Here is a 20,549-nt window from a genome sequence, read left to right as displayed (position 1 = left end):
TCACGGGAGCGGCGGCATAAGCCGGTTCAGGATCGGGTGATCCAGGCCCTGCAGCGTGGCGGGCGTGGCGCCGAGGAGGTCGAATATAACGACGTCGTTTTGGCCCCGCCTTAGCCATTCCGCGGGAACATACAACGTTTGTTGGGGGCCGATGCGCCAGTAGCGGCCGAGGTTGTGGCCGTTGATCCAGGCGACGCCCTTTCCCCAGGCGCTCATGTCGAGGTAGGTGTCGGCTACGGTGTCGAGCTGGAAGGAGCCGGCTTTGAGGACGGGTACGCCCGGCGTGGGTTTGGCAGGCGCGGTCGCGACGGGTGCGGTTTTGGCGGGAGCCGCCGCGATGGCGCCGACTTTGGGCGTCGTATCGAAGGGCAGCCTGTACATGTTCCAGCTACCTAAGACGCGCCCGCCCAGGGTGACGCTACCGGTGATCCCCTTGCGGTTCTGCAGCAGGTATTTCCCGAAATTGATGCGGCCGAGGTTTTCGACGAGGATGTCGAGCCGCGCCGGGCCGAACAGGTCGAGCCACAGGCTATCCTGCCTGGCGCGCCGGTCGAGCATCCCTTTGCGGACGCCATCGACAAATACCACCGCGTAGTCGCGCAGGCCGTCGATGCGCAGCAACCGGCGGCCGCGGCCGTTGATCGTCGTACGGTAGAGTACGTAACCATAGGCCTGGTGCAGGTCCTCGAAGGTCAGGGGACGCGCTGACACGACCGGCGCGGGTAATGCTTCAAACACCGACGATACGCGGTCCAGAGATACCGGGGACAGCGCGATGGCGGGGCGGGCCGGGGGCACGTCGGGCAGCCGCCCGGCGGTATGCGCCTGGATGACCTTCCGGAATACCATATACTTTTCGGTGGGGTTACCGGCCTCGTCCAGCGGCGCGTCGTAGTCGTAGCTGCTGATCTCCGGCTGGAAACCGGAGGTATCGTATAAGTTGGCGCCGTTCATAAACCCGCGGGTGGTACCCCCGTGGAACATGTACATGTTGATCGACACGCCGCCTGCCAGCAGGTTCTCCAATTGGGCCGCGTAACCCGCAGCGGGCACGGTATGGTGCGGTTCTCCCCACCAGTCGAACCAGGCGGGATACCATTCGGCGACGCAGTAGGGGCCCTTACCCCCGTGGTAGCGGTTGACGACCGCCCGGATGTGCGCGGGGTCCACCAGTCCGTTTACGGCGGGCAATAACCCGTCGAGGTGACCGCGGGAGACGTCGCTCACCGGGTCGCAGGTATACAACAACCCGTCAAACCCCGCGTCCCTGAAGAGCCGGCGGTTGACCGCAAGGTAGTTACTGTCGGAGGCATAGGAGCCGTATTCGTTTTCCACCTGGATCATCAGGATGTTGCCGCCATGATTGACCTGCAAAGGGGCCAGCTCCCGGCCCACCGCGTCGATGTATTCCTTGTAGTCCTTTAGATAGGTAGGTTCAGTGCTGCGCACCACGAGCCCCTTTTCGTTCTGTAGCCAGTAAGGGTACCCGCCGTACTCCCATTCCGCGCAGACGTATGGGCTGGGGCGGAGGATCACCCAAAGCCCTTCTTCCTGCGCGGTCCGGACAAATGCCGCGATGTCGTTGTTCCCGGTGAAGTCGAACCTGCCCTTTTCGGGCTCGTGGAGGTTCCAGAATACGTAGGTGCCGATGGTGTTCAAGCCCATGGCCTTGGCCATACGCATCCGCTGGCGCCAGGCTTCGCGGGGGACCCGGGCGTAGTGCATCTCCCCCGAGATCATGAGGAAGGGTTTGCCGTCGAGCAGGAAGGTCGAGTCCCCCAGCGTGAAGCGGTGGGTCATGCCCCAACCGTACTGCACGCGCGCCAGCCCGCTCGGATTATTGGTGCGGAGCGTGTCGCCGTGGAAAGAAACCAGGCTGAAGACGTCCCCGTTGCGCAGACCCGGCCAATAGACGCTGCCGATACCCGCGGCGCGCAACCTGCCTGTGATCCCGCGCAGATACGCGACCGACGGATCGCCCGAAGAGTCCGCGTAGTTCCGCCGGGACGTCATCGGTATCCCGAATTCGGTCATGACCGTGCGACCGGGATAGGCGAGGTCGTCCACCGCCCCCCTCCAGTCGGCTTCGGTTTTTCTTTTTTTGTCGAACCAGGTGTATTGGTGATAGGAGAGCAGGCAGCCGTTGAAACGGCTGTCTGCTCCTATATCGTTGACGTTGGTGGCGTAGCCGGCGCCGTCCAGGAAGACCCGGCCGGCGGGAACGGCGCTATAGCGCCGGAGCCAACGCGCATACAAATCCTTGAGGTCGGCCACGGTATATCCGAAGGGCTCGTTGAAAACCTCGAAATAGACGTTCGTGTCGGCGGCATACTGTGTCGTTATGCGTTGCCACATCCGCCAGAACTGCGTGGTGTCGTCCATCAGGCCGTCCTTGTGGGCGGTGCCTTCCCAGTAGGCCAGGATGACGCGCATGCCTTCCGCCTTCGCCTCGTCGATGGCGCCGGCATACGCCTTCCACCAATCGGCCGCCACGGTATACGGGTTGACGGGTAACCGGACGGTGTTGGCGCCGCGCTCTTTAAAGGCCGCCAGAACGGCGCCGGACTTACGCTGAACGGCGGCATAGTCGTCACTGGTGCTGAGTCCGCTGGGCACGACCACCGAATCGGAATAGTTGTCGTGGGGATCGGCCCAGTTGACGCCGTGAAAACCGCCGGTGCCCGCGGGGTTAGCGGAGCCTCCGCTAAACGTAAAACTAGCCAGGCTCAACAAGAGCGTCGGAATGATCATCGTCTGTAGAAATTTGCGCCATTGGGCGCGCTTTTGAATTTGCGCCAGCGCGCCGGAGGCGCGCTAATAGCCGGTATTTTGTTGCAATTGATTGTTCGATGCCTGTATCTCGGAACGCGGTATCGGAAGCCAGTACTCCTTCGACGTAAACAGCCTGCCCGACAGGGCGACGATCCGGGAATAACCGTATGTGCCGCCGCTCAGGGTTACGTTTATGCCGAAGGCGGGCACGTTTTCGGTGCTGTCGGCGATCTTCCAGCGCCGCACGTCGTAAAAGCGGTGTTCTTCAAAAGCCAGCTCCACCTGCCGCTCGTGCATCACGGCGGTCCGCATCTGCGCCTGTGAAAGACCGGCGGGGAGGTTGGGCATACCCGCGCGGGTGCGGATCTGGTTGATTGCGCTGTACACGGTGCCATCGGGACCCGCCGCCTCGTTCTGCGCTTCGGCGTAGTCGAGCAGGATTTCCGCATACCGGAAATATATCCAGGGTTGAAGACCGGCTACGTTCCAGGGGTTGTCGATGGGATTGCTGTCGTCCATGTATTTCCGCAGGTAGTATCCCGTCTTGGTCGTGTTCCAGTTCGACGGACCGTCCTTGGAGTCCAGCCCGCCCGGTGTATAACATTGTACCTGGCGGCCGCGGTATGTCGCCCCGTTGTAAAGGATCGTCGAATAGAAACGCGGGTCCCTGTTCACATAAGGGTTGGTGGAGTCGTACCCGGAAGCCGGGTCGGTGATGTCCTTGCCGTTATTCATCTGGTAGGCGTCCACCACGTTCTGGAGGGGCGTGTTGCCCGCCCAGCCGTCGTAGCCGTTGGGGCCGTTGGCGATCTCCAAACAGACGTGCCGCGCGCCGATCGTATACATCCGCTCGAAGATGATTTCCCCCGAGGAAGAATTCAGGAAGAGCGAACCGTAATTGGGGTCCAGCGAGTATTTATTCAGACTGATGACCGCCTGGGCGGCGGTGGCGGCGTCCTGCCAGGTGCCCACCCCATACAACGGGCTGGCGGCGTACAACAGCAGGCGCGCCTTGAGGGCGAGGGCCGCCCCCTTGGTAGCCCGGCCGAGCGCCCAGGTACCGTCGTTGTCCAGGGGAAGGTCCTGGGCGGCGCTGTCGAGCTCCGTAGCGGCGTAGGAGATGCAATCCTTGATGGACGACCGCACATACAGCGAAGGATCCTGCATGTTGCTGTCGAGGTCGATGACCCGGTCGCCCATCATTACGATACCGCCGTAGTTACGGATGAGGTCCTGGTAGCGGAACGCGCGGATAAACCGCAATTCCCCCAGAAGCCGTTGCTTATGCCCGACGCTCATGGAGACAGTACCGATGTTGGTGAGGGCCCAGTTGCACTCCCGGATGCTGCGGTAGCTCCTGCCCCAGAGGGTCCCGGCGATACCGGTGTTTTCGGGAGCCAGTTGTCCGCGCACGATCAACCAGGAGTTATCGTCGTTGTTATAGATGGATTCGTCGGTGATGGAGCTCCACATGCTGTACTCGAAACCCCGCCCGAAACCCGGGGGCGTTCCTTCGCCCTCCTTGTCCTGGAGCACGACACCCAGGTAACGGTTGATCACATAATCCTCGAAAAGGGAGGAGTCGGCCAGGATGGCGGCGTCGGACAGCCGGTCGGTGGGCACGATATTCAGGTAGTTTTTCTTACACGAGGCAAACAGGACCGCCGCGCATAAAAAGATGTATACTGTCTTCATTGTAGTTGGCATTGATCGTTAGAAAGTCAGGTTAAGACCAGCGTTCAAAATGCGTTGTTGCGGGTAGAACTGCCCCGAGCCGCTGGTGCCTTCCGGGTCGTAGTCCTTTACCTTGGTGATCGTAAACAGGTTGAATGCGCTCGCGTAGAACCGTAAGGAAGAAATCTTCGCCCTCGACAGCAACCGGTTCCCTACAGTATACCCGAGCTGGATGCTCTTCAACCGGAGGAAGGCGGAATTGTTCAGCCAGAAGGTGTTGTTGTACAACCCGCCGTTGATGCTCGATGACGCGCGATCGTCAACCCGGGGGTAGGAACCGTTGGGGTTGTTCGGGCTCCAGCGGTTGTCCGCCCAGCTGCTGTAGAAGTTGCCTACCGTGCCCGATTCGGGGAGCACGTACTGGCTGACGTCCGACTGGCCGGCAAAGACCACCGACAGGTCCACGCGTTTGTATGCGGCGTTGAGCAGGATGCCATAGGTGACTTCGGGTATGTTCCCGAATTTGGTCCGGGTCTCGTCGTCCGCTGTGATCTGCCCGTCGCCGTTGACGTCCTTATAGATCAGGTCGCCAAGCTGCGCGCCCGGCAGGTGCGGGTATTTGGCCAGGTCGTCGGCCGTGCGGTATATCCCGATGGCATTGTAAAGGAGATACGTGTTGAGCGGGTGCCCGGTCTGACGCTGGTACGCCAGGGTGGCCGGGGCCTCGTCGATAAAGACGATCTTACTCTTCGCAAAGGTCATGTTGCCACCGATGGTGTAGTTGAACTCCCCTACCCGGCCGCTGTATCCCAGGGTCGCTTCGATCCCGTTGCTGTTGACCTTGCCGATGTTTTCGGAAGGCGTCAGCGGATCGCCGTTGTAGGGGTTTACGATCCCGGATACCTGCGGAACGGAGGCGTTCCGCTGGGTCAGGATGTCGGAGCGTTTTTGCTGGAAGTAGATGAACTCGAGGGTGAAGTTCTGGAACAGGGTGGCGTTGAGCCCGAGGTCCATTTTGGTGGCGGTCTCCCAGGTGATGTTGGGGTTGGCCAGCTTGGTTACGTCGATACCGGGGTGGATGCTGCCGCCGATGACGTACTGGTTGTTGAAAGAATAGTTGTCGAAGTATTGGAACAGACCCACGTTGTCGTTCCCCAGCGTACCGTAGCTGGCGCGCAGTTTCAGGTCGTCCACGACACGGGGCAGGTTGAACCATTTTTCCTTGGAAATCCGCCAGCCGCCGGAGACGGAGGGGAAGAAGCCGTATTGCTTGCCCGCGGGGAAGGTCGACGAGCCGTCGACCCGGGCCTGGAGCTCGAGGAGGTATTTTTCCTCGAAGTTGTAGTCGGCCCTGCCGATGTAGCTCTTGCGCGTGAAGTTGTAGCTGCTGCCGCTGTTGGTTTGATCCGTGGCGGCGGAGCCGCCCTGCGACAATTCGGGCGTCTGCGCCGTGGGGAAATCGAGGCGGTTGGCGCCGAGGATGTCCTGGTGATTCTTGCTCTGTTCATACGCGACAAAGGCGTCGACGTGGTGCTCTCCGAACTGGCGCGTATAGTTCAGCTTGATGTTCGAGGTGATGAGGCTGGTGTTCTGCTGGCTTTCCGTAAGCGTGGCCAGGTTGTTGGAGCCGCCTACGATGACCGCGTTGTAGGTCTTCGCGGCGGAGTCATACGTATACAGGTTGTAGGGCTTGCTAAAAGACTTGTCATAACTGAAGGACTCGTCCACGGCCAGGAACCCGTCCACCGACAGCCCCTTGACGCCGGGGATGCTGTAAGAACCCTTCAATATGCCGTTGAAAACATAGGTAGGATTGGTATTGGTGCCGCCCACGTCGGTGACCTGTACCGTGGAATTGTCGTTTTCGATACCCGTTGTCGGCAGCCCGTTGGGGTATCGCGCCAGCACGGTGGGATAGGCCCGGTAGATTGCGCGGAAGATGTCGGCCGCCGCGGTTTGCGGATAGAGCCGGCTTTCTTCGCGCCCGGACAGGGAAAGCCCGACCTTCAGACGGGGGCTGACGTTGGCGTCGATGTTGCTGCGGAAATTATATTGGTTGTAGTGAGTGACGCCGTTCTTGTACAAGCCGTCCTGGCTGGTCATCCCGGCCGACAGGAAGTACCTGACGTTTTCGGACCCGCCGCTGACGCTGAGGTTCTGCTGGGTCTGGGGGACATTCTTCCTGAGCGTCAGCCCGCGCCAGTCGGTATTGGGATAATAAAAAGGATCGGACCCGTCCTGGTACTTCTGGATCTGGTCCGCCGTATAAAACTGGTTCAATCCACCCGCCGGGTTGTCGTAGTACTCGATCTCGTTCATCAGGGTCGCGTACAAGGCGGCGTCCGCCAGCTTGGGCAACCGCGTGGGCGACGAAAGACCCTGGTTGAAGTTATAGGAGATGACCGGTTTCCCCGTTTTACCCCTTTTGGTGGTGATCAGGATTACCCCGTTGGCTGCCCGGCTCCCGTAGACGGCGGCCGAGGCGTCCTTTAAGATGGAGAAGCTTTCGATGTCGTGCGGGTCGAGACGTTCCAGGCCGCCTATCTGACCGGGCACCCCGTCCACGACGATCAGCACGTCGTTGCTCCCGGTAGTGGCCAGACCCCGGATCAGGATACCCGAACCGTCATACCCCGGTTCGCCGGAGGTATTGTTGGCGATCAGACCGGAAAAACGACCGGCCAGGGAATTCGACAAATTGGGCTGGGGACTCTTGACCACGTCCGCCCCCTGGACCACCGACACCGAGCCTGTGAGCGTGGCCTTCTTTTGGGTGCCGTAACCGACCACAACGACGTCGCCCAGGCTTTTTTCATTGGGCTCTAATAAGATGGTCAGCGACGTTTTTCCCCTGACCGGCACCTCCAGGGTGGTGTAGTCTACGTGGGTGATGACCAATACACCGTCAGAAGGCACGCGCAGGTGAAACGCCCCCGTGGCGTCCGCGGTAGTGGCGGTTTTACCCCCCTTAACCGTTACGGTGGCGCCGGCTACCGGGCTGCCACCCGACGTGACCGTCCCCTGGATGTTGATAAGGTTATCCTGCGCCGTGGAGAGCAGGGGCAGGCATAGCGCCCATAGGCAAACAGCAAAAAGACTTTTCATAATAGCAAGCTAGTTTTGTGCAAAATACAGCCAGCCCCAGGGTCCAAAGGGGGGAGAAAATCGAAAAATAAGGGGGGTAAATTTACCCTTCATCCCCCGGAGGGGCGGCTATGATCGTCAAATCCCGGTTAAACAGGGGGCGGTATTTCCGGATATATTCGGACGGGGTCACGCCAAAGGTCTTGACAAATTGCTCCCGGAAATACCTGACGTCGCCTATGCCCACTTGAAAGGCCGCCTGGTTTATGTTCATGTCTTCGCGGAGCATGAGCACGGCGGAGCGCCGCAAACGGATCTGCCGGATAAAGGCGACGGCGGACTGGCCCGAGATGGACTTGATCTTGTGGTACAGCGCCCGGTGGCTCATCCCCATGGCCTTGGAGAAGGTCTTTATGGTAAAGTCGTCGTTGTCGATGTTGTCTTCCACCACCTGGATACACTTGGCCAGGAAGTGTCGGTATTCCGAAGGGACCCTGACCGAGGATTCCTTTAAGGTAATGCTGTCAAAAAAGTATTTCTGGAGGAGGTTCCGGTTCCGAAGGACCGAATCGATCTTGGCCAGGAGCAGGTGGGCGTCGAAAGGCTTGGTAATATAGTCGTCCGCACCACCCTCCAACCCCCTGAGGCGGGTGTCGTCCCCGGTGGAGGCGGTCAGGAGGATGACCGGGATGTGGCCCAGGGTTTCGGAGCTCTTGATGCGGGCGCAAAGGGTGATCCCGTCCATGCCCGCCATCTGGACGTCGCTCAGGATGAGGTCGGGGAGCTGCCGTTCGGCCAGGGTAAGCCCGTCCTCCCCGCTGGCCGCCCCGAGCACCACGTAGCGGGTCTCGAACAACCCGCGGAGGTAGGCCAGGATGTCGGGGTTGTCGTCGATCACGAGGATCGACTTCCGGTCGCTGACCAATTCTTCGGCGCGGCGGCCTTCCAGCGGTTGGTTGTTTTCCGGGAGGGGCGTCAAATCGGTCTCCGCTGCCAGCTCGTCGAGCAGCTCGTGGTGCGCTATGGGGCTGTCCCCGGCCTCCGACACACCCGCGCCCGGCAGCGTCAGCCGGAAGGTCGTCCCCGTTCCCGGTGCGCTGTCAAAGGTTATCCGGCCCTGATGCGCTTCCACGAAGTGCTTGACCAGGAACAGCCCTATCCCGAATCCCGATGCCCGGTGGGCGACGTCGCCCTGGCGGAACCGGTCGAAGATAAATGGTCTCTCTTTTTCGTCTATCCCGCAGCCGCTGTCTTCGACGATGACCAGCACGCCATCTTTGGTGCTTTCCAACCGGAACACGACCGTGCCGCCTTCCGGGGTGAACTTAAAGGCGTTGGACAAAAGGTTGAACAGGGCGATCTCGATCTTTTCGAAGTCCCCCGGTATTTCCACCCGCTCCAGCGGCGCCTCCAACCGGTAGTCGATCCGCCGGGCCCTGGCCTGTTGCAGGAAGAGGGCGTGGACCTCCCGGCAGATGGCGGTCATGTCGATCCGGACGATGTTGAGCTCGTCCATCCGGCTGTCCGCCTTCCGGAAAAGGAGTAGCTGATCCACCAGGCTCAACAGCCTCCGCGCGTTCCGGTATGCCGTCGTCAGCCCGCCGGACTCCGCCGCCGGCTCGTTATCCCGTATCCATTGCTTCAGGGGATTTATGATCAGGGTGAGGGGCGTCCGGAACTCGTGGGATATGTGGGTGAAGTAGGAAAACTTGCGCTCGGCGATCTCCTTCTCCTTCTCGTTCTCCAGGTGCGCCAGCCGGACCTCGTATTTAAGACGCTCCTGGCGACGGGCATAGTTGACGTATAGCCCGACCAGGGAAATAAACGACAGCCCGTATAACAGATAGGCCCACCACGTCCGGAACCAGGGCGGCAGCACCGTGATCCGGAGCAGGGACGCCGGCGTTCCCCATTCGCCCGAGGCGTTGGTGTTTTTGATCAGGAGGGTATATTGACCCTCGGGCAGCCGGGTATAGGTCGCGGTGCGCTGGTCGCCTGCGCTCAGCCAGGCTTTGTCCCAGCCGTCCAGCTTATAGCTGTAGGCAATCTTGTCGGCGGAGGTGTAGTCGAGGGCCGCGTAGTCGACCGACACCGTGTTTTCCTCGTACGGAACGGTGATGCCCCGTATCGTCCCCGCCACTACCTCGGTGATGTGGCGGACGTTCGAGCTCACGGGCTCGTTGTTGACCCGGATGCCCGTCAGCCGAAGGGGCGGCTGTTCGGTATTGCCGCGTACGCTGTCCGGGAAAAAGATGTTGAACCCGCGGATACCGCCGAACACGAATTCCCCGGACCGGAGCTCGCCTACCGCCTTGTAAGAGAACTGGTTGCTTTGGAGCCCGTCGCCCTGCATGAAGTTCCGGGCCGTCCGGCGCCGGGTATCGAAGCGGTCCAGGCCGTTGAAGGTGCTCATCCAGAGGTTGCCTTCCCTGTCTTCCAGCATTTGCAGGATGGCGTTGCTGGACAGGCCGTCGGCGTCGGTATACCGGGTGAACTTTTCGCGGTCCCGGTCGAAGAGCAACAAACCGCCCCCGTCGGTGCCGACCCAGAAATTGCCGTGGGCGTCCTCGCGGAGGCAACGGACGGGGTAACCGGTGGGATAGAGCTTGTGGCGTTTGCTCACGCGGTCGATCCGGACGAGGGCGGTATAGCTGCCGCCCCAGAAGTCGCCGCGGCTGTCTTCCGTCAGACACTGGAGATTGCTCAGACCCGCGGGGTCCCAGGCCTCGAAACGGTCTGTCTTGGGGTTGTAGAGATACAACGTGCCGTTATTGCTGGTGCTCACCCAAAGTCTTTGGTTCCTGTCTTCGTAGACCAGCCATATATTGTTCTCCTCGTTTTTGGTGAGCGGGTTATAGCAGATATAGCGTTTGAACTTTTTGTCCTTGATTTGGAATTGGCTGACACCGCCGAACCAGGTCCCCACCCAGGTCTTTTGGTGACTGTCCCGGAGGATCGAGGTGATAAAATTGCTCCCGATCGAGCTTTTGTCCGCCGGGTCGTTGGTGAATGCCGTCGACGCATTTGTCTTCCGGTTCCAATACCGCAGCCCCGCCCCGTCGGTACCCACCCAAAGATGGGCGTCATCGGCTTCTCCAAAGGAAAAGATGAAGTTGTTGATCTGTCCAAAGGCGTTGTCCGTCGGAAAGGTATGCAGCTCGAAGGGATTGTCCGCGGGGTCGATGATGTTGATGCCGCCCCGGAGCGTGCCGATCCATTTCCGGTTTTCCTTGTCCTCGTAGATCGCAAACACGGAGTTGCTGCTGAGGGTCTGTTTCCTGTTCTTGAAGATCAGCGTGCGGGCCCTGCTTTCGTTGGGGCCGAGCAGCAGTATCCCGCTGCCGTCACAGGCGATCCACAGGACGCCTTCGTGGTCGGTATACAGGTTCATCACCTTGCTGGGAGTGGCCAGGTAGTTGCCCGTGATCGTCCCTTTGGCTATATCGTAGCGGAACAAACCGCTGTCGGTCCCTAACCAGACGTTCCCGTTTTTATCAGTGTTCAGGCTGTATGTCCTTTTTTGCGACAACGCCATGGGTTGCAACTGACGGGTGCCCGGGTCGTACCGGCAAAGGCCCTGTTGTTGCACGGAGACCCAATACAGGCCTCGCGCGGTATCGGCCGCGACGGCCGTCGCTTCATAGCCTTTCTGGCCCTTTAATGCGACCGGCGTCCCCGTTTGCGTTCGGGTGTCGAAAACAAACAAACCCAGGTGCTCGGTGCCCACCAGGATACGGCTGGCGCCGATGGCCCTCATGGCGAGCACGTTGTCCCGCAGCGGCCTGCGCTTCCCGTCTTTTTGATCCAGGTACCGGGGGAGCTCGAAGGATTCGGTGATGGGGTCGAACACGCTCAGGCCCTTTCGGCCGCCTACCCACAGACGACCGTCGGGTGCGCCTTCGATGCGGTTGACGTTGTTATCCACGAGCGAGCTGCTGTCCCCGATCCGGTTTCGGCATACCTTGAACCGGTAACCGTCGTAACGGTTGAGCCCGTCGTAGGTGCCAAACCACATGAAACCACGGGCGTCCTGGTAGATCTGGGTCACGGCGTTGTTGGACAAGCCGTTCTCGATGCCCAGGTAGCGCACGGAGCCCTGGGAGCCGGGACTCTGGGCGTGGGCCAGGGTTGATAGTAGTAGTAAGATGCACAGGCAGCTCTTCCTCATTATGGCAGCAATATCGTGTCAAATATACAATTAATATCCGGGTAACCGGTCCCGGTAGGGCTTTGGCAGCAGGGCGCGGGCTATGGCGGTCTCCAGGCGCAGCCGGCGGAGCAGCTTATATACCGGGATTACGGCATGTAACTTTGGCCTCCCGGGCAATGTTAGCAGTTCCCTTACTTTCGGTGGCGCGAGCAGCGCCTGCCCCTGTAGTAACAGGGCATACCGCGCGGCGCCCAGGTGCTTCCGGTATTGGCGGTATAGGTCATTGGCGTAGCCGCTCTTTGCCAGCCGATTGTCGAGGTGCGTTTCGCGGGCCAGTTCGTACTCCAAATAACCCTGCGGCAACCCTTCCAGCCCCATCCGCCGTCCCATGCGGTAAAATACGTCGAAAATTTCTCCTTTTTCCCGCATCGTCAATCGCCGGTCCACCAGCTCGAACGCGCTGATCGAATACCCGATCAGCATAAACAACACGTCCAGGTACGCTTCCGCCGGGATGGACGCGCCACGGGCCGCCTCCACGCCCTTATGGATGCCGGCGATGCTGTCGATTGCCTTATTCGCGTCCTTTTCGGAAGCAAATACGATTCTTTGCGCGTAGGTCAACGTGGAAAACAACCGTCCCAGCGGGTCTTTGGGAAGCCGCCCCGTGAAGTACAACCAGTCCACCGACTTGTTCAGCGCGAACTCCGCCGCGGCGCCTGCGAAAATCAGCAGGACGGTGTCCGCCCTACCCCAGATCGTACGGACGATCGAAGTCGGTGCCACGAACATATCTTCTCCGCGCCCAGTACCGATAGAATGCCCAACGTATAACATAATATATCATTCCAGGTAAAAAACGTGCCGATCATCGTCCGCATCAGCGACGGCCGCGTAAAACCCAACCGGTCGGCGATATGAAAATATTGACCCGTCTCTATGGCGTACGCAAAAACCAGCACACCCAGCGCGGCGGGCCATTTGGCGATTCTTGTCACGCCTCGCACGAAGCAATAGAGGAGGATGACGACCAGGTAGTCGCCCACATACGGGCGGACAAAATCGTCGTGCATTTTTTCACCGATAAAAAGTTCGATACCTGTCAGTGCGGCGGCGAGCGCCAGGTAGCGGGGTTTCAATCGCATTTAGAAAGTACTTTGAATTACAAAGTAAATATAAAAAAGGGACATTTCCAAGGGAGCGTGCCGCGGGGGTGCGGAGACGGAGGCGCGCGCGGCGCGGCGCGCGGGTTGGGGCAGGGCGCGGCGCGGGTTGGGGCGGCCTAGCGCAAGACCGTCAGGAGGTTCTCCTTGTAGACCTTCCCCACGGGCAGCTTCTTCGACCCCAGGGAAACCTCGTTCCCTTCCAGGAAGCGCACAGCTTTCACGGAGACGATGTAAGACTTATGGATGCGCACGAAGCGTCCGGCGGGTAGCTGCGCCTCGAGCTGGGTGAGGGTTTGCTTGGACATGAGGCGGTCGGAATCTCCGTGGATGAAGACGTAGTTCCCGTAGGCTTCGACGTAGAGGATGTCCCTGAGGAATACCTTGGCGAGCTTTTTATCGGACTTGACCACGATGAAGTCGTCGGTGGGCGACGTGGGAGTCGAGGGGGCGGGCGTCAGCGGCGTCGCGAGCGCCTGGCGGTGCTGCGCGACCTTTTCGGTGGCCTGTACAAAACGGGGGAACGAAAACGGCTTTAGCAAATAATCCGTCACCGACAGCTCGAAGCCCTCCAGGGCAAAATCGGGATAGGCGGAGGTAATGATGACGGCCGGATACCGCTTCAGGGACCGAAGCATGTCGAGCCCACTGAGGCGGGGCATGTTGATGTCCAGGATGACGAGGTCGACGTCCTGGCGGCCAAGCGCCTGCATGGCTTCGAAGGCGTCCGCGCAGGTGGCGGCGAGCGTCAGGTAAGGGACCTGCTCGATATAGGTCCGGAGCAGGTCGCGGGCGATGGGCTCGTCGTCTACGATAATGCAGTTCAGGTTCATGTGAGCTTTATTTGCAGATCGGCCTCGAACCGGTCGGGGAGCCGTCGGGTGGTCAGGGAATATTGGTCCTCGTAAATCAGGTCGAGCCGCTGGCGGAGGTTACGGAGACCGAGACCGCCGCTCGCCCGGATAGGGGCGGCCGCGGCGTCGTCGACCGAATTGGCTGCGTGGAGGCGCAGCCACTCCCCCGCCAGCGACAAACGAATGTGTACAAAAGCCCGCTGCCCGGGGGACGCGGAAAAGTGTTTGAAGCCGTTTTCTACCAGGACGATGAGCAGCAAGGGAGCCACGAAGGCGTCGGTGAAATCGCCCTCCGTTTCCAGCCATATATCTGTCGCCTCGCTGAGGCGTATCCGTTCCAGCTCGACATAGTTGCGAATGTATTCCGCTTCCTTTTCCAGGGCGACATATGCCTGGCCGGTCTCGTACAACGAATAACGGAGGAGGTCCGAGAGCTGCAACATCAGCCCGGGGAGCCGCTTGGACTCGGCAACCGAGAGCCCGTAGAGGTTGTTCAGGGTATTGAACAGGAAATGCGGGTTCAACTGCGCCTTCAGGTGCCGGAGCTCGTTTTCCCTGCGCTCCCTGTCCAGGACCAGGCGGTCGGAGCCGATCCGGACAAAGGTCGCGACGACGGTAAAGGCGACGACGCTGAACGCGATGTGCTCCTGTCGCCAGTCAACCAGGTCGGTTATGTGGAACAGGCCGCCAAACACCCAGCCGACGGCATTCAATATATAGGGCAGGATCGTTATCAGCAAAACCAGCTGTCCGAAATAGGCCGCGGCGCCAACATACCAGGCCCGTCGTTTGAAAAACGGCAGGACCAGCAGGTTTTGGGTGTAGCAGGGAACCATCAGCTCCAGGGTCTCCTGCAATACCAGACAGGCCAGGGTCGCCCCGGTCATCCGCGATGGGTATTCCTTGAGCAGGATATACAGAAAATACACGACTATCCAGAAACCCGCCTGGGTATAGACCTTGTAGGGACGGGTGAACAGGCGGGTCCAGTCGAATCTTTTCATGGACCAAAGAACGCCTGCCGGCCCCGCTCCGCCAAATTTTGATGATAAACGTATCGATTCCGGTGATGAACATACCGGGCCGTCGTACGTCACCGGGTGACATACGTTGATCAATCTTATTTTTCAACCGGGTGGCGGGCGGCTAGTTTTGGGACATGCGTATCACCTTCCTCCTCCTGTTTGCGGCACTGCATGCCACTGCACAAACCGACACCACCTTCCTGAAAAGCGTACCCGGCTGGATGGCCGACAACCACGTACCCTGCGTCGGCATCGGCCTGATCGACCACGATACGATCCGCCTGCTGCGGACGTTCGGCGATCTCCGGCAGGGCCGCCCCGCACCAGCCAATACCCTGTTCAACATCGCCTCCCAGACAAAACCGGTCACGGCCATGCTGACCCTCCGGCTCGTCCAGGCCGGGCTTTGGAACCTCGACGAGCCGCTGATGCATTATTGGATCGATCCGGACATCGCCGGTGACTCCAACCTGCCGCGGCTGACTACCCGGATCGTACTCAGCCACCAAACCGGCTTTCCCAACTGGCGAACGGACAACGGCGGCCAGAAGCTGCGTTTCACTTTCCAGCCCGGGACGCGGTTCCGGTATTCGGGCGAAGGCTTCGAATACCTCCGGCGGGCGCTGGAACATAAATTCCACCAGTCGCTCGAGGTTTTGATGGAGAACTACCTGTTCCGTCCGCTGGGCATGAACGACACCCACTATTGGAGCAGCCGGCTCGACACCGGACGGTTTGCCTGGTGGCACGACGGTCAGGGACGGCCCTACGACGTGTCGATCCAGACGCCGGTGAACGCCGCGGATGACCTGATCACCACGGTAGCGGACTATTGCAAGCTGGGCATCGCTGCGATGAAAGGCCTTGGGTTGTCGGATACGCTGTTCCAGGATATGACCCACCCCCAGGTCAAGATAAAGGAGAACTACTTCCGCGGATTGGGCTGGGGCCTCGTAGGGGGGCTGCCGGGGGACGAATACGCGCTCGAGCACGGCGGTTCCGACGTCGGCGTCCGGACGATGGCGGTTTTCCTCCCGAAGTCCGGGACGGGCGTCGTCGTCATGACCAACGGGGATAACGGGCTGTTCATCTCCGACCAGGTCATCAAAGCCGCCCTGGCCTCGGGCACACAGCTACTGGCAATCATGAATAAAAGCGCCGTCTCCCATGTGCGGGTCGTCGTACCGGACTCGGCCATCCAGGCCCATGTAGGCGCATATATCCAAAGCAACGGGAAGGTGATCAACATCGCCCGGGAAGGCAACGCCATTAAGGTATCCGGGGATGGAGCCCCGACCGCGGTCTTGTATCCCGAATCCGCCAATCGCTTCTTCATGGATGGGTACGATGTACAATTGGAATTTCCCAACGACACGACGCTCGTGATATACGAAGGTGGAAAAGCCGTGATGACCATCCCCCGCCGCAAGGAAGCGGAGCAGGGCCGCAGCGACCTGGAAAAAGATATGACCGCCCTCGCCTCGGACGACACAGAAGGCCGGTTCACCGCTTCCTCGGGGTACCTCAAGGCGGCGCGGTATGTTATGGATGAGCTACGGCAGGCGGGTATCCCGGCGCGGCTGCAACCTGTACCGTTCGTGTGGGACGACTATACCGGCAGCCGGCTGACCGTTGGAGGCATAACCTATGCGGACACCAGCTTTGTCGTGATACAGCGGGGACGCCTGCGACCGACGCATTGGATCCTGCAAAAACCCGGCGACACGGCCACCGACAAAACGGCCGGCATCATCCTCCTGCCGAACGCCGGCCAGGCCGCAGATTGGGCCACCACCGTCCTACGGCAATATCGCTTTGGCTATATGCACTATCGACCCGACGGGATGCCGGCGGCGAACGGCGTGCCGGTCATCCTGGTGAGTCCCACGCTGGCCGGGCACCTCGGCGGCCCCGTTACAGCAGCCATAACCTGGAAACCGGAAAACCGGACCGGCTACAACGTCCTTGGGTATTGCCAGGGCAAAACGGACCGTAAGATCGTTCTGAGCGCGCACCTCGACCACATCGGCCGCATCGGCAACACCATCTACAACGGCGCTAACGACGACGCCAGCGGCTGCGCGGCGGTATTGGGCGTGGCCCGGAGGCTCGCGACCCAGTCCGCGGACGCCGCGGTAGTCCTTGCCTTTTTCTGTGGGGAAGAGCTCAACCTCAAGGGCTCAAGCTGGTTCGTATCGCAACTGGGTGACACCGCGGTACAACTGAACATCAACGTGGAACAGGTGGGCAGCCGGCACCGGTCGGTGAAGGGCGTCTGGGCGCTGGGCGCTACGGCCTATAAAAACGCCTTTTTAACAGCCGGGTCGATGTTCGATAACGGGGACCTGCAATTCAGCGCGGAAGACAGCGTCCGGGATATCCTCGCCAACACCGACGGCTACAGCTTCATGCAGCGACGCATCCCTTCCCTGCTGATCGGTTCCGGCGGGTTCGACGAGCACCACACGCCCCAGGACACCATCGACCTGATCGACTTCGGACACCTGCAAAAGGTCACCGACCTGTTGTACGAATTGGTTCGACGAGCGGAGTAAATCCGTGTTTCGATGGTACTTTTTACCGATCCGGTGGAGCATCCCTGAAAACGCGCCGTAGATTTGTCCCATGCCGCTTCCGAAATATTCCACCTTTGGCATGAGCGACGACGCGATCACGGTCGACCGGTTCAAACGGTACTACGCCGGGAACCCGCACCTACAGCCGACGCACAAGCACAGCTTTTATCACCTGTTGTATTTCACGCAGGGGGGCGGCGAGCATACCATCGACTTCGTGAGTTTCCCCGTGCGCCCCGGCATGATCTATTTCATGCGACCCGGGCAGATGCACAAGTGGCGGTTCGACGGACCGGTGGACGGGTATGTGGTGAATTTCTCGCCGACGTTTTTTGAAAAACAGGGGATCGACTCGGCCATCGCGGACGGTTTTTCGTTTTTCGGAACGGAGATAAAAGACCATGTGTTACAACTCTCCGCAAAAACCCAGGTAGAGCCGTTGTTCAAAGACATGCTGCGCGAAACGGAACGCCCCGACGCGTTGTCGCGGCTGCGCATCGCCACCCTGCTCCTGCAGCTCTTCGTCGCCGTGCAACGCGACCACTTCCCGGTGACCCTGCCGGAATCGGCGGGGTACAACAGCACGCTGCTCCACAACTTCCGGGAACTGGTCGACAAACACTTTGCCGGCCTGCGGCTACCCAAAGAGTACGCTGCCATGCTCTACATCACCCCCAACCACCTCAACGCCCTGTGCAAAGACCTGCTCGGCGTCCCCGCAGGCCAGGTCATCAGGGACAGGGTGATGCTCGAAGCCAAACGCCTGTTGTCCAACTTCGACCTGCCGATCACCGAGGTGGCCCGGACGTTGAACTTTACCGACAGCTCCTATTTCATCAAATTCTTTAAAAAATATGCCGGAACTACCCCTGACATCTTTCGAAAACGTTCCTAAAAGACCATCCCTGGCCCTGAGCATCCTCCAGAATAAATGCTCCCGCTGCCGCCGGGGTCCCATGTTTAAGGACCCCAACCCTTACCACCTCCGGCGCGTGCTGGACATGAACGACCAGTGCCCGGTCTGCGGACAATCACTGGACATCGAGGTGGGTTTTTATTACGGCACCAGCTATGTCAGCTACGCCCTGTCGATTGCCGTCAGCGCCTCCACCTTCGTGGCCTGGTGGGTGCTCATCGGTATCTCCGCCGACGACAACCGGATCTTTTACTGGCTGGGGCTGGACATCCTGCTACTGGTGGTACTACAACCCTTGTTTATGCGCTGGGCCCGGGCGGCGTGGCTCGCGTTCTTCGTCCACTATGACCCCCACTGGCCGACCAACCCGCCCAAACCGCCCGAAAGGGACAACGCGGCGCTGAAGGACGCGTGGTGAGCGATCGCGCCGAGGATATAGTCGATGTCGGCATCCGTTGTGGTGGGGTGTACGGAAATCCTCACCCACCCGGGCTTCGGCGATAACCCCGCACGAATGGCCACCGAGCGTTCAAAGTCGATCCCCAGCAACTTGTGACCATAAGGCCCGGCGCAGCTGCAACCACCCCTGGATTGGATACCGTATTGATCGTTCAGGAAGCGGACGACGTCATCGTAGTGCGCACCCTCCACGATAAACGACACGACCCCCAGGCGATCCCGGTGGTCAGCCGCCAGCACGCGGACGCGATCGATACAGGAAAGCCCGTCCAGAAGACGCGTCAGCAGCTCCTGCTCCCGCGTCCGTATCCGGTCTACGCCCATCGCCTCTTTCAAGCGGATACATTGCCCGAGCTTTATGGCGCCCAGCAAGGGCGGCGTACCGCCGTCCTCGCGTTGCTCGATGTCTTTGACGTAGTCCCGGTCGCCCCAGGGGTTGGCGTACAAGACCGTCCCCCCGCCCGGCTGATCCGGCGCACCGCCCCGGTACAACCGGCGCTTGAAGACCAATACGCCGGGCGTGCCGGGGCCGCCCAGGAATTTATGGCCGGAAAAATAGATGGCATCGAGCGGGCGCATGTCTATATCGACGTAGGGGGCGGCGCAGGCGTAGTCCACGAAGCAAAAACCGCCAAACGAGTGCATCAGCGAGGCGATCTCGTCGACAGGCGTCAGGATACCAGTGACATTGGAGCAGGCGGTGACGGCGGCGATCTTTAACGGCCGGTCGGCGTAACGCGCGACCAATGCCCGCAACGCAGAAACGTCGGAGAAAACGGCCACCTCGGCCGTCGTCTCCAACCAGCTGAGGTGGTTGCTATGGTGCTCCCTATCGGTGACGAACACTACCGGCCGTACGGCGGATGTCGCCCCCTTCAACCCCAGCAGCCGCTGCAGCTTGTTCACCGCGCCGGTCATCCCGCTGCCGCAAAACAACAACGCGTCCTCGTCACCCGCATGCACGTGCGCTTTCACAATGGCCCGAGCCTCTTCATAAGCGGCCGACATACGGGTACCGGTGAGCGTCGTTTCCGTGTGGGTGTTTGCCCAAAAAGGCAATATCTCTTCCTGCAACCAGGTCTCGATCGGGCGATAGGCCCTGCCGCTGGCGGTCCAATCGGCGTAAACCAAAGGGCGAAGCCCACCGGGCGTTTCGATCAGGCGGTCGTGGCCGATGATGTGGGCGCGGAACGGCGCGAAGTAACGTTCGGAGGGGCTCATTTTGCGGGTTTTTCGAACAGATAATGCGGCGTGCGTTTAAAATAGCCGTTGCCCCATACAGCGATAAGAACGACAACGGCGATCAACAAGGCGACCATCAGCCACTGCGACCCGGAAGTCCGCTGGATCGGCTGTTTGGCGTTGCATACCTCCCCCGGACAATACTGCGCCTTCCTCCGGTACACCAGCGAATACACCTTGCACCCCAGACAAATCCCAAAGGAGGATTCGAAGTACAAAAATATAAGACAAACCAGACAGGTGATGCCCGTGATCGGGCTATAGGCATTGACGATCACCAGGAAGGTGAACATCGTCGCCGACAACACGAGCCCTATCACCCAGGCGAATTTCTTTTGCGCGGCGCCCACGTACTCCGGGGTCTGGCGGCGCACGATAAAACGGCCGATCACCAGCGAAGGCGCCAGCCGCGGGCTGATAAAGACACGGACGGCAAAATCCAGGAAAAAGATGGTCAACACGTATTTCACCGGGACGAAGTTGTCCGTGAACAGGATCACCAAAAAGGAAACGAGCGTGGCCACGAAAAAAAGTCCGGCCGCGGCCCGTATCTCCCTTTCGTTGAGCACCCGGATGTCGTAGCCGGGTACGCTTTCTCCAAAGCGAATGGTCTTGGGCATGGGTTCGATTTTTC

General features: G+C 60.1%; 13 protein-coding genes. 3 read left to right on the top strand and 10 right to left on the bottom strand.

Features of this window, described 5'->3' with window-relative positions; genetic code table 11:
• The 8 genes from VL547_RS15010 to VL547_RS14975 form a co-directional block, all read right to left on the bottom strand.
• Window positions 1–2,751, bottom strand: coding sequence for a beta-galactosidase (locus VL547_RS15010; RefSeq protein ID WP_325579212.1), 2,751 nt, complete (start codon window positions 2,749–2,751; stop codon window positions 1–3).
• Between the two features lie 63 nt (window positions 2,752–2,814).
• Window positions 2,815–4,467 carry a RagB/SusD family nutrient uptake outer membrane protein gene (locus VL547_RS15005; RefSeq protein WP_325579210.1) on the bottom strand — a complete coding sequence of 551 codons (1,653 nt, stop codon included), beginning with the start codon at window positions 4,465–4,467 and terminating at the stop codon, window positions 2,815–2,817.
• 18 nt (window positions 4,468–4,485) lie between these two features.
• Window positions 4,486–7,551 (bottom strand): TonB-dependent receptor, encoded by a 3,066-nt coding sequence (locus VL547_RS15000; RefSeq protein WP_325579206.1) that lies wholly within the window; start codon window positions 7,549–7,551, stop codon window positions 4,486–4,488.
• An 82-nt stretch (window positions 7,552–7,633) separates the two neighbouring features.
• Window positions 7,634–11,698 carry a hybrid sensor histidine kinase/response regulator transcription factor gene (locus VL547_RS14995; protein WP_325579204.1) on the bottom strand — a complete coding sequence of 1,355 codons (4,065 nt, stop codon included), beginning with the start codon at window positions 11,696–11,698 and terminating at the stop codon, window positions 7,634–7,636.
• A 30-nt stretch (window positions 11,699–11,728) separates the two neighbouring features.
• Window positions 11,729–12,472 (bottom strand): oxygenase MpaB family protein, encoded by a 744-nt coding sequence (locus VL547_RS14990; RefSeq protein ID WP_325579202.1) that lies wholly within the window; start codon window positions 12,470–12,472, stop codon window positions 11,729–11,731.
• Window positions 12,409–12,825, bottom strand: coding sequence for a DUF2809 domain-containing protein (locus VL547_RS14985; RefSeq protein ID WP_325579200.1), 417 nt, complete (start codon window positions 12,823–12,825; stop codon window positions 12,409–12,411). Before VL547_RS14985 ends, VL547_RS14990 begins: the two co-directional genes overlap by 64 nt.
• A gap of 137 nt (window positions 12,826–12,962) precedes the next feature.
• Window positions 12,963–13,676, bottom strand: coding sequence for a LytTR family DNA-binding domain-containing protein (locus VL547_RS14980; protein WP_325579198.1), 714 nt, complete (start codon window positions 13,674–13,676; stop codon window positions 12,963–12,965).
• A complete protein-coding gene (locus tag VL547_RS14975; RefSeq protein ID WP_325579196.1) occupies window positions 13,673–14,701 on the bottom strand; it encodes a sensor histidine kinase in 1,029 nt (342 codons plus the stop codon). Before VL547_RS14975 ends, VL547_RS14980 begins: the two co-directional genes overlap by 4 nt.
• A gap of 155 nt (window positions 14,702–14,856) precedes the next feature.
• On the opposite strand from VL547_RS14975, the gene VL547_RS14970 reads away from it, so the two are divergent.
• The 3 genes from VL547_RS14970 to VL547_RS14960 all read left to right on the top strand — a co-directional run bounded on the left by VL547_RS14970 (window position 14,857) and on the right by VL547_RS14960 (window position 18,632).
• Window positions 14,857–17,277 (top strand): serine hydrolase, encoded by a 2,421-nt coding sequence (locus VL547_RS14970; protein WP_325579194.1) that lies wholly within the window; start codon window positions 14,857–14,859, stop codon window positions 17,275–17,277.
• A gap of 70 nt (window positions 17,278–17,347) precedes the next feature.
• The gene (locus VL547_RS14965) at window positions 17,348–18,193 is read left to right on the top strand and encodes a helix-turn-helix transcriptional regulator (protein ID WP_325579192.1); all 846 of its coding nucleotides are present in this window, start codon (window positions 17,348–17,350) and stop codon (window positions 18,191–18,193) included.
• Window positions 18,153–18,632, top strand: coding sequence for a DUF983 domain-containing protein (locus VL547_RS14960; RefSeq protein WP_325579190.1), 480 nt, complete (start codon window positions 18,153–18,155; stop codon window positions 18,630–18,632). Before VL547_RS14965 ends, VL547_RS14960 begins: the two co-directional genes overlap by 41 nt.
• Here VL547_RS14960 and VL547_RS14955 read toward each other — a convergent pair.
• Window positions 18,557–19,894 carry an aminotransferase class V-fold PLP-dependent enzyme gene (locus VL547_RS14955; RefSeq protein WP_325579188.1) on the bottom strand — a complete coding sequence of 446 codons (1,338 nt, stop codon included), beginning with the start codon at window positions 19,892–19,894 and terminating at the stop codon, window positions 18,557–18,559. The genes VL547_RS14960 and VL547_RS14955 overlap by 76 nt on opposite strands.
• Window positions 19,891–20,535 carry a DUF4395 domain-containing protein gene (locus VL547_RS14950; RefSeq protein WP_325579186.1) on the bottom strand — a complete coding sequence of 215 codons (645 nt, stop codon included), beginning with the start codon at window positions 20,533–20,535 and terminating at the stop codon, window positions 19,891–19,893. The genes VL547_RS14955 and VL547_RS14950 overlap by 4 nt, the downstream gene beginning before the upstream one ends.
• Window positions 20,536–20,549 lie beyond the last annotated feature (14 nt).

Source organism: Dinghuibacter sp., assembly GCF_035492835.1.
Taxonomy (GTDB): Bacteria; Bacteroidota; Bacteroidia; order Chitinophagales; family Chitinophagaceae; genus Dinghuibacter.
This window is presented reverse-complemented; position numbering and strand designations above follow the sequence as displayed.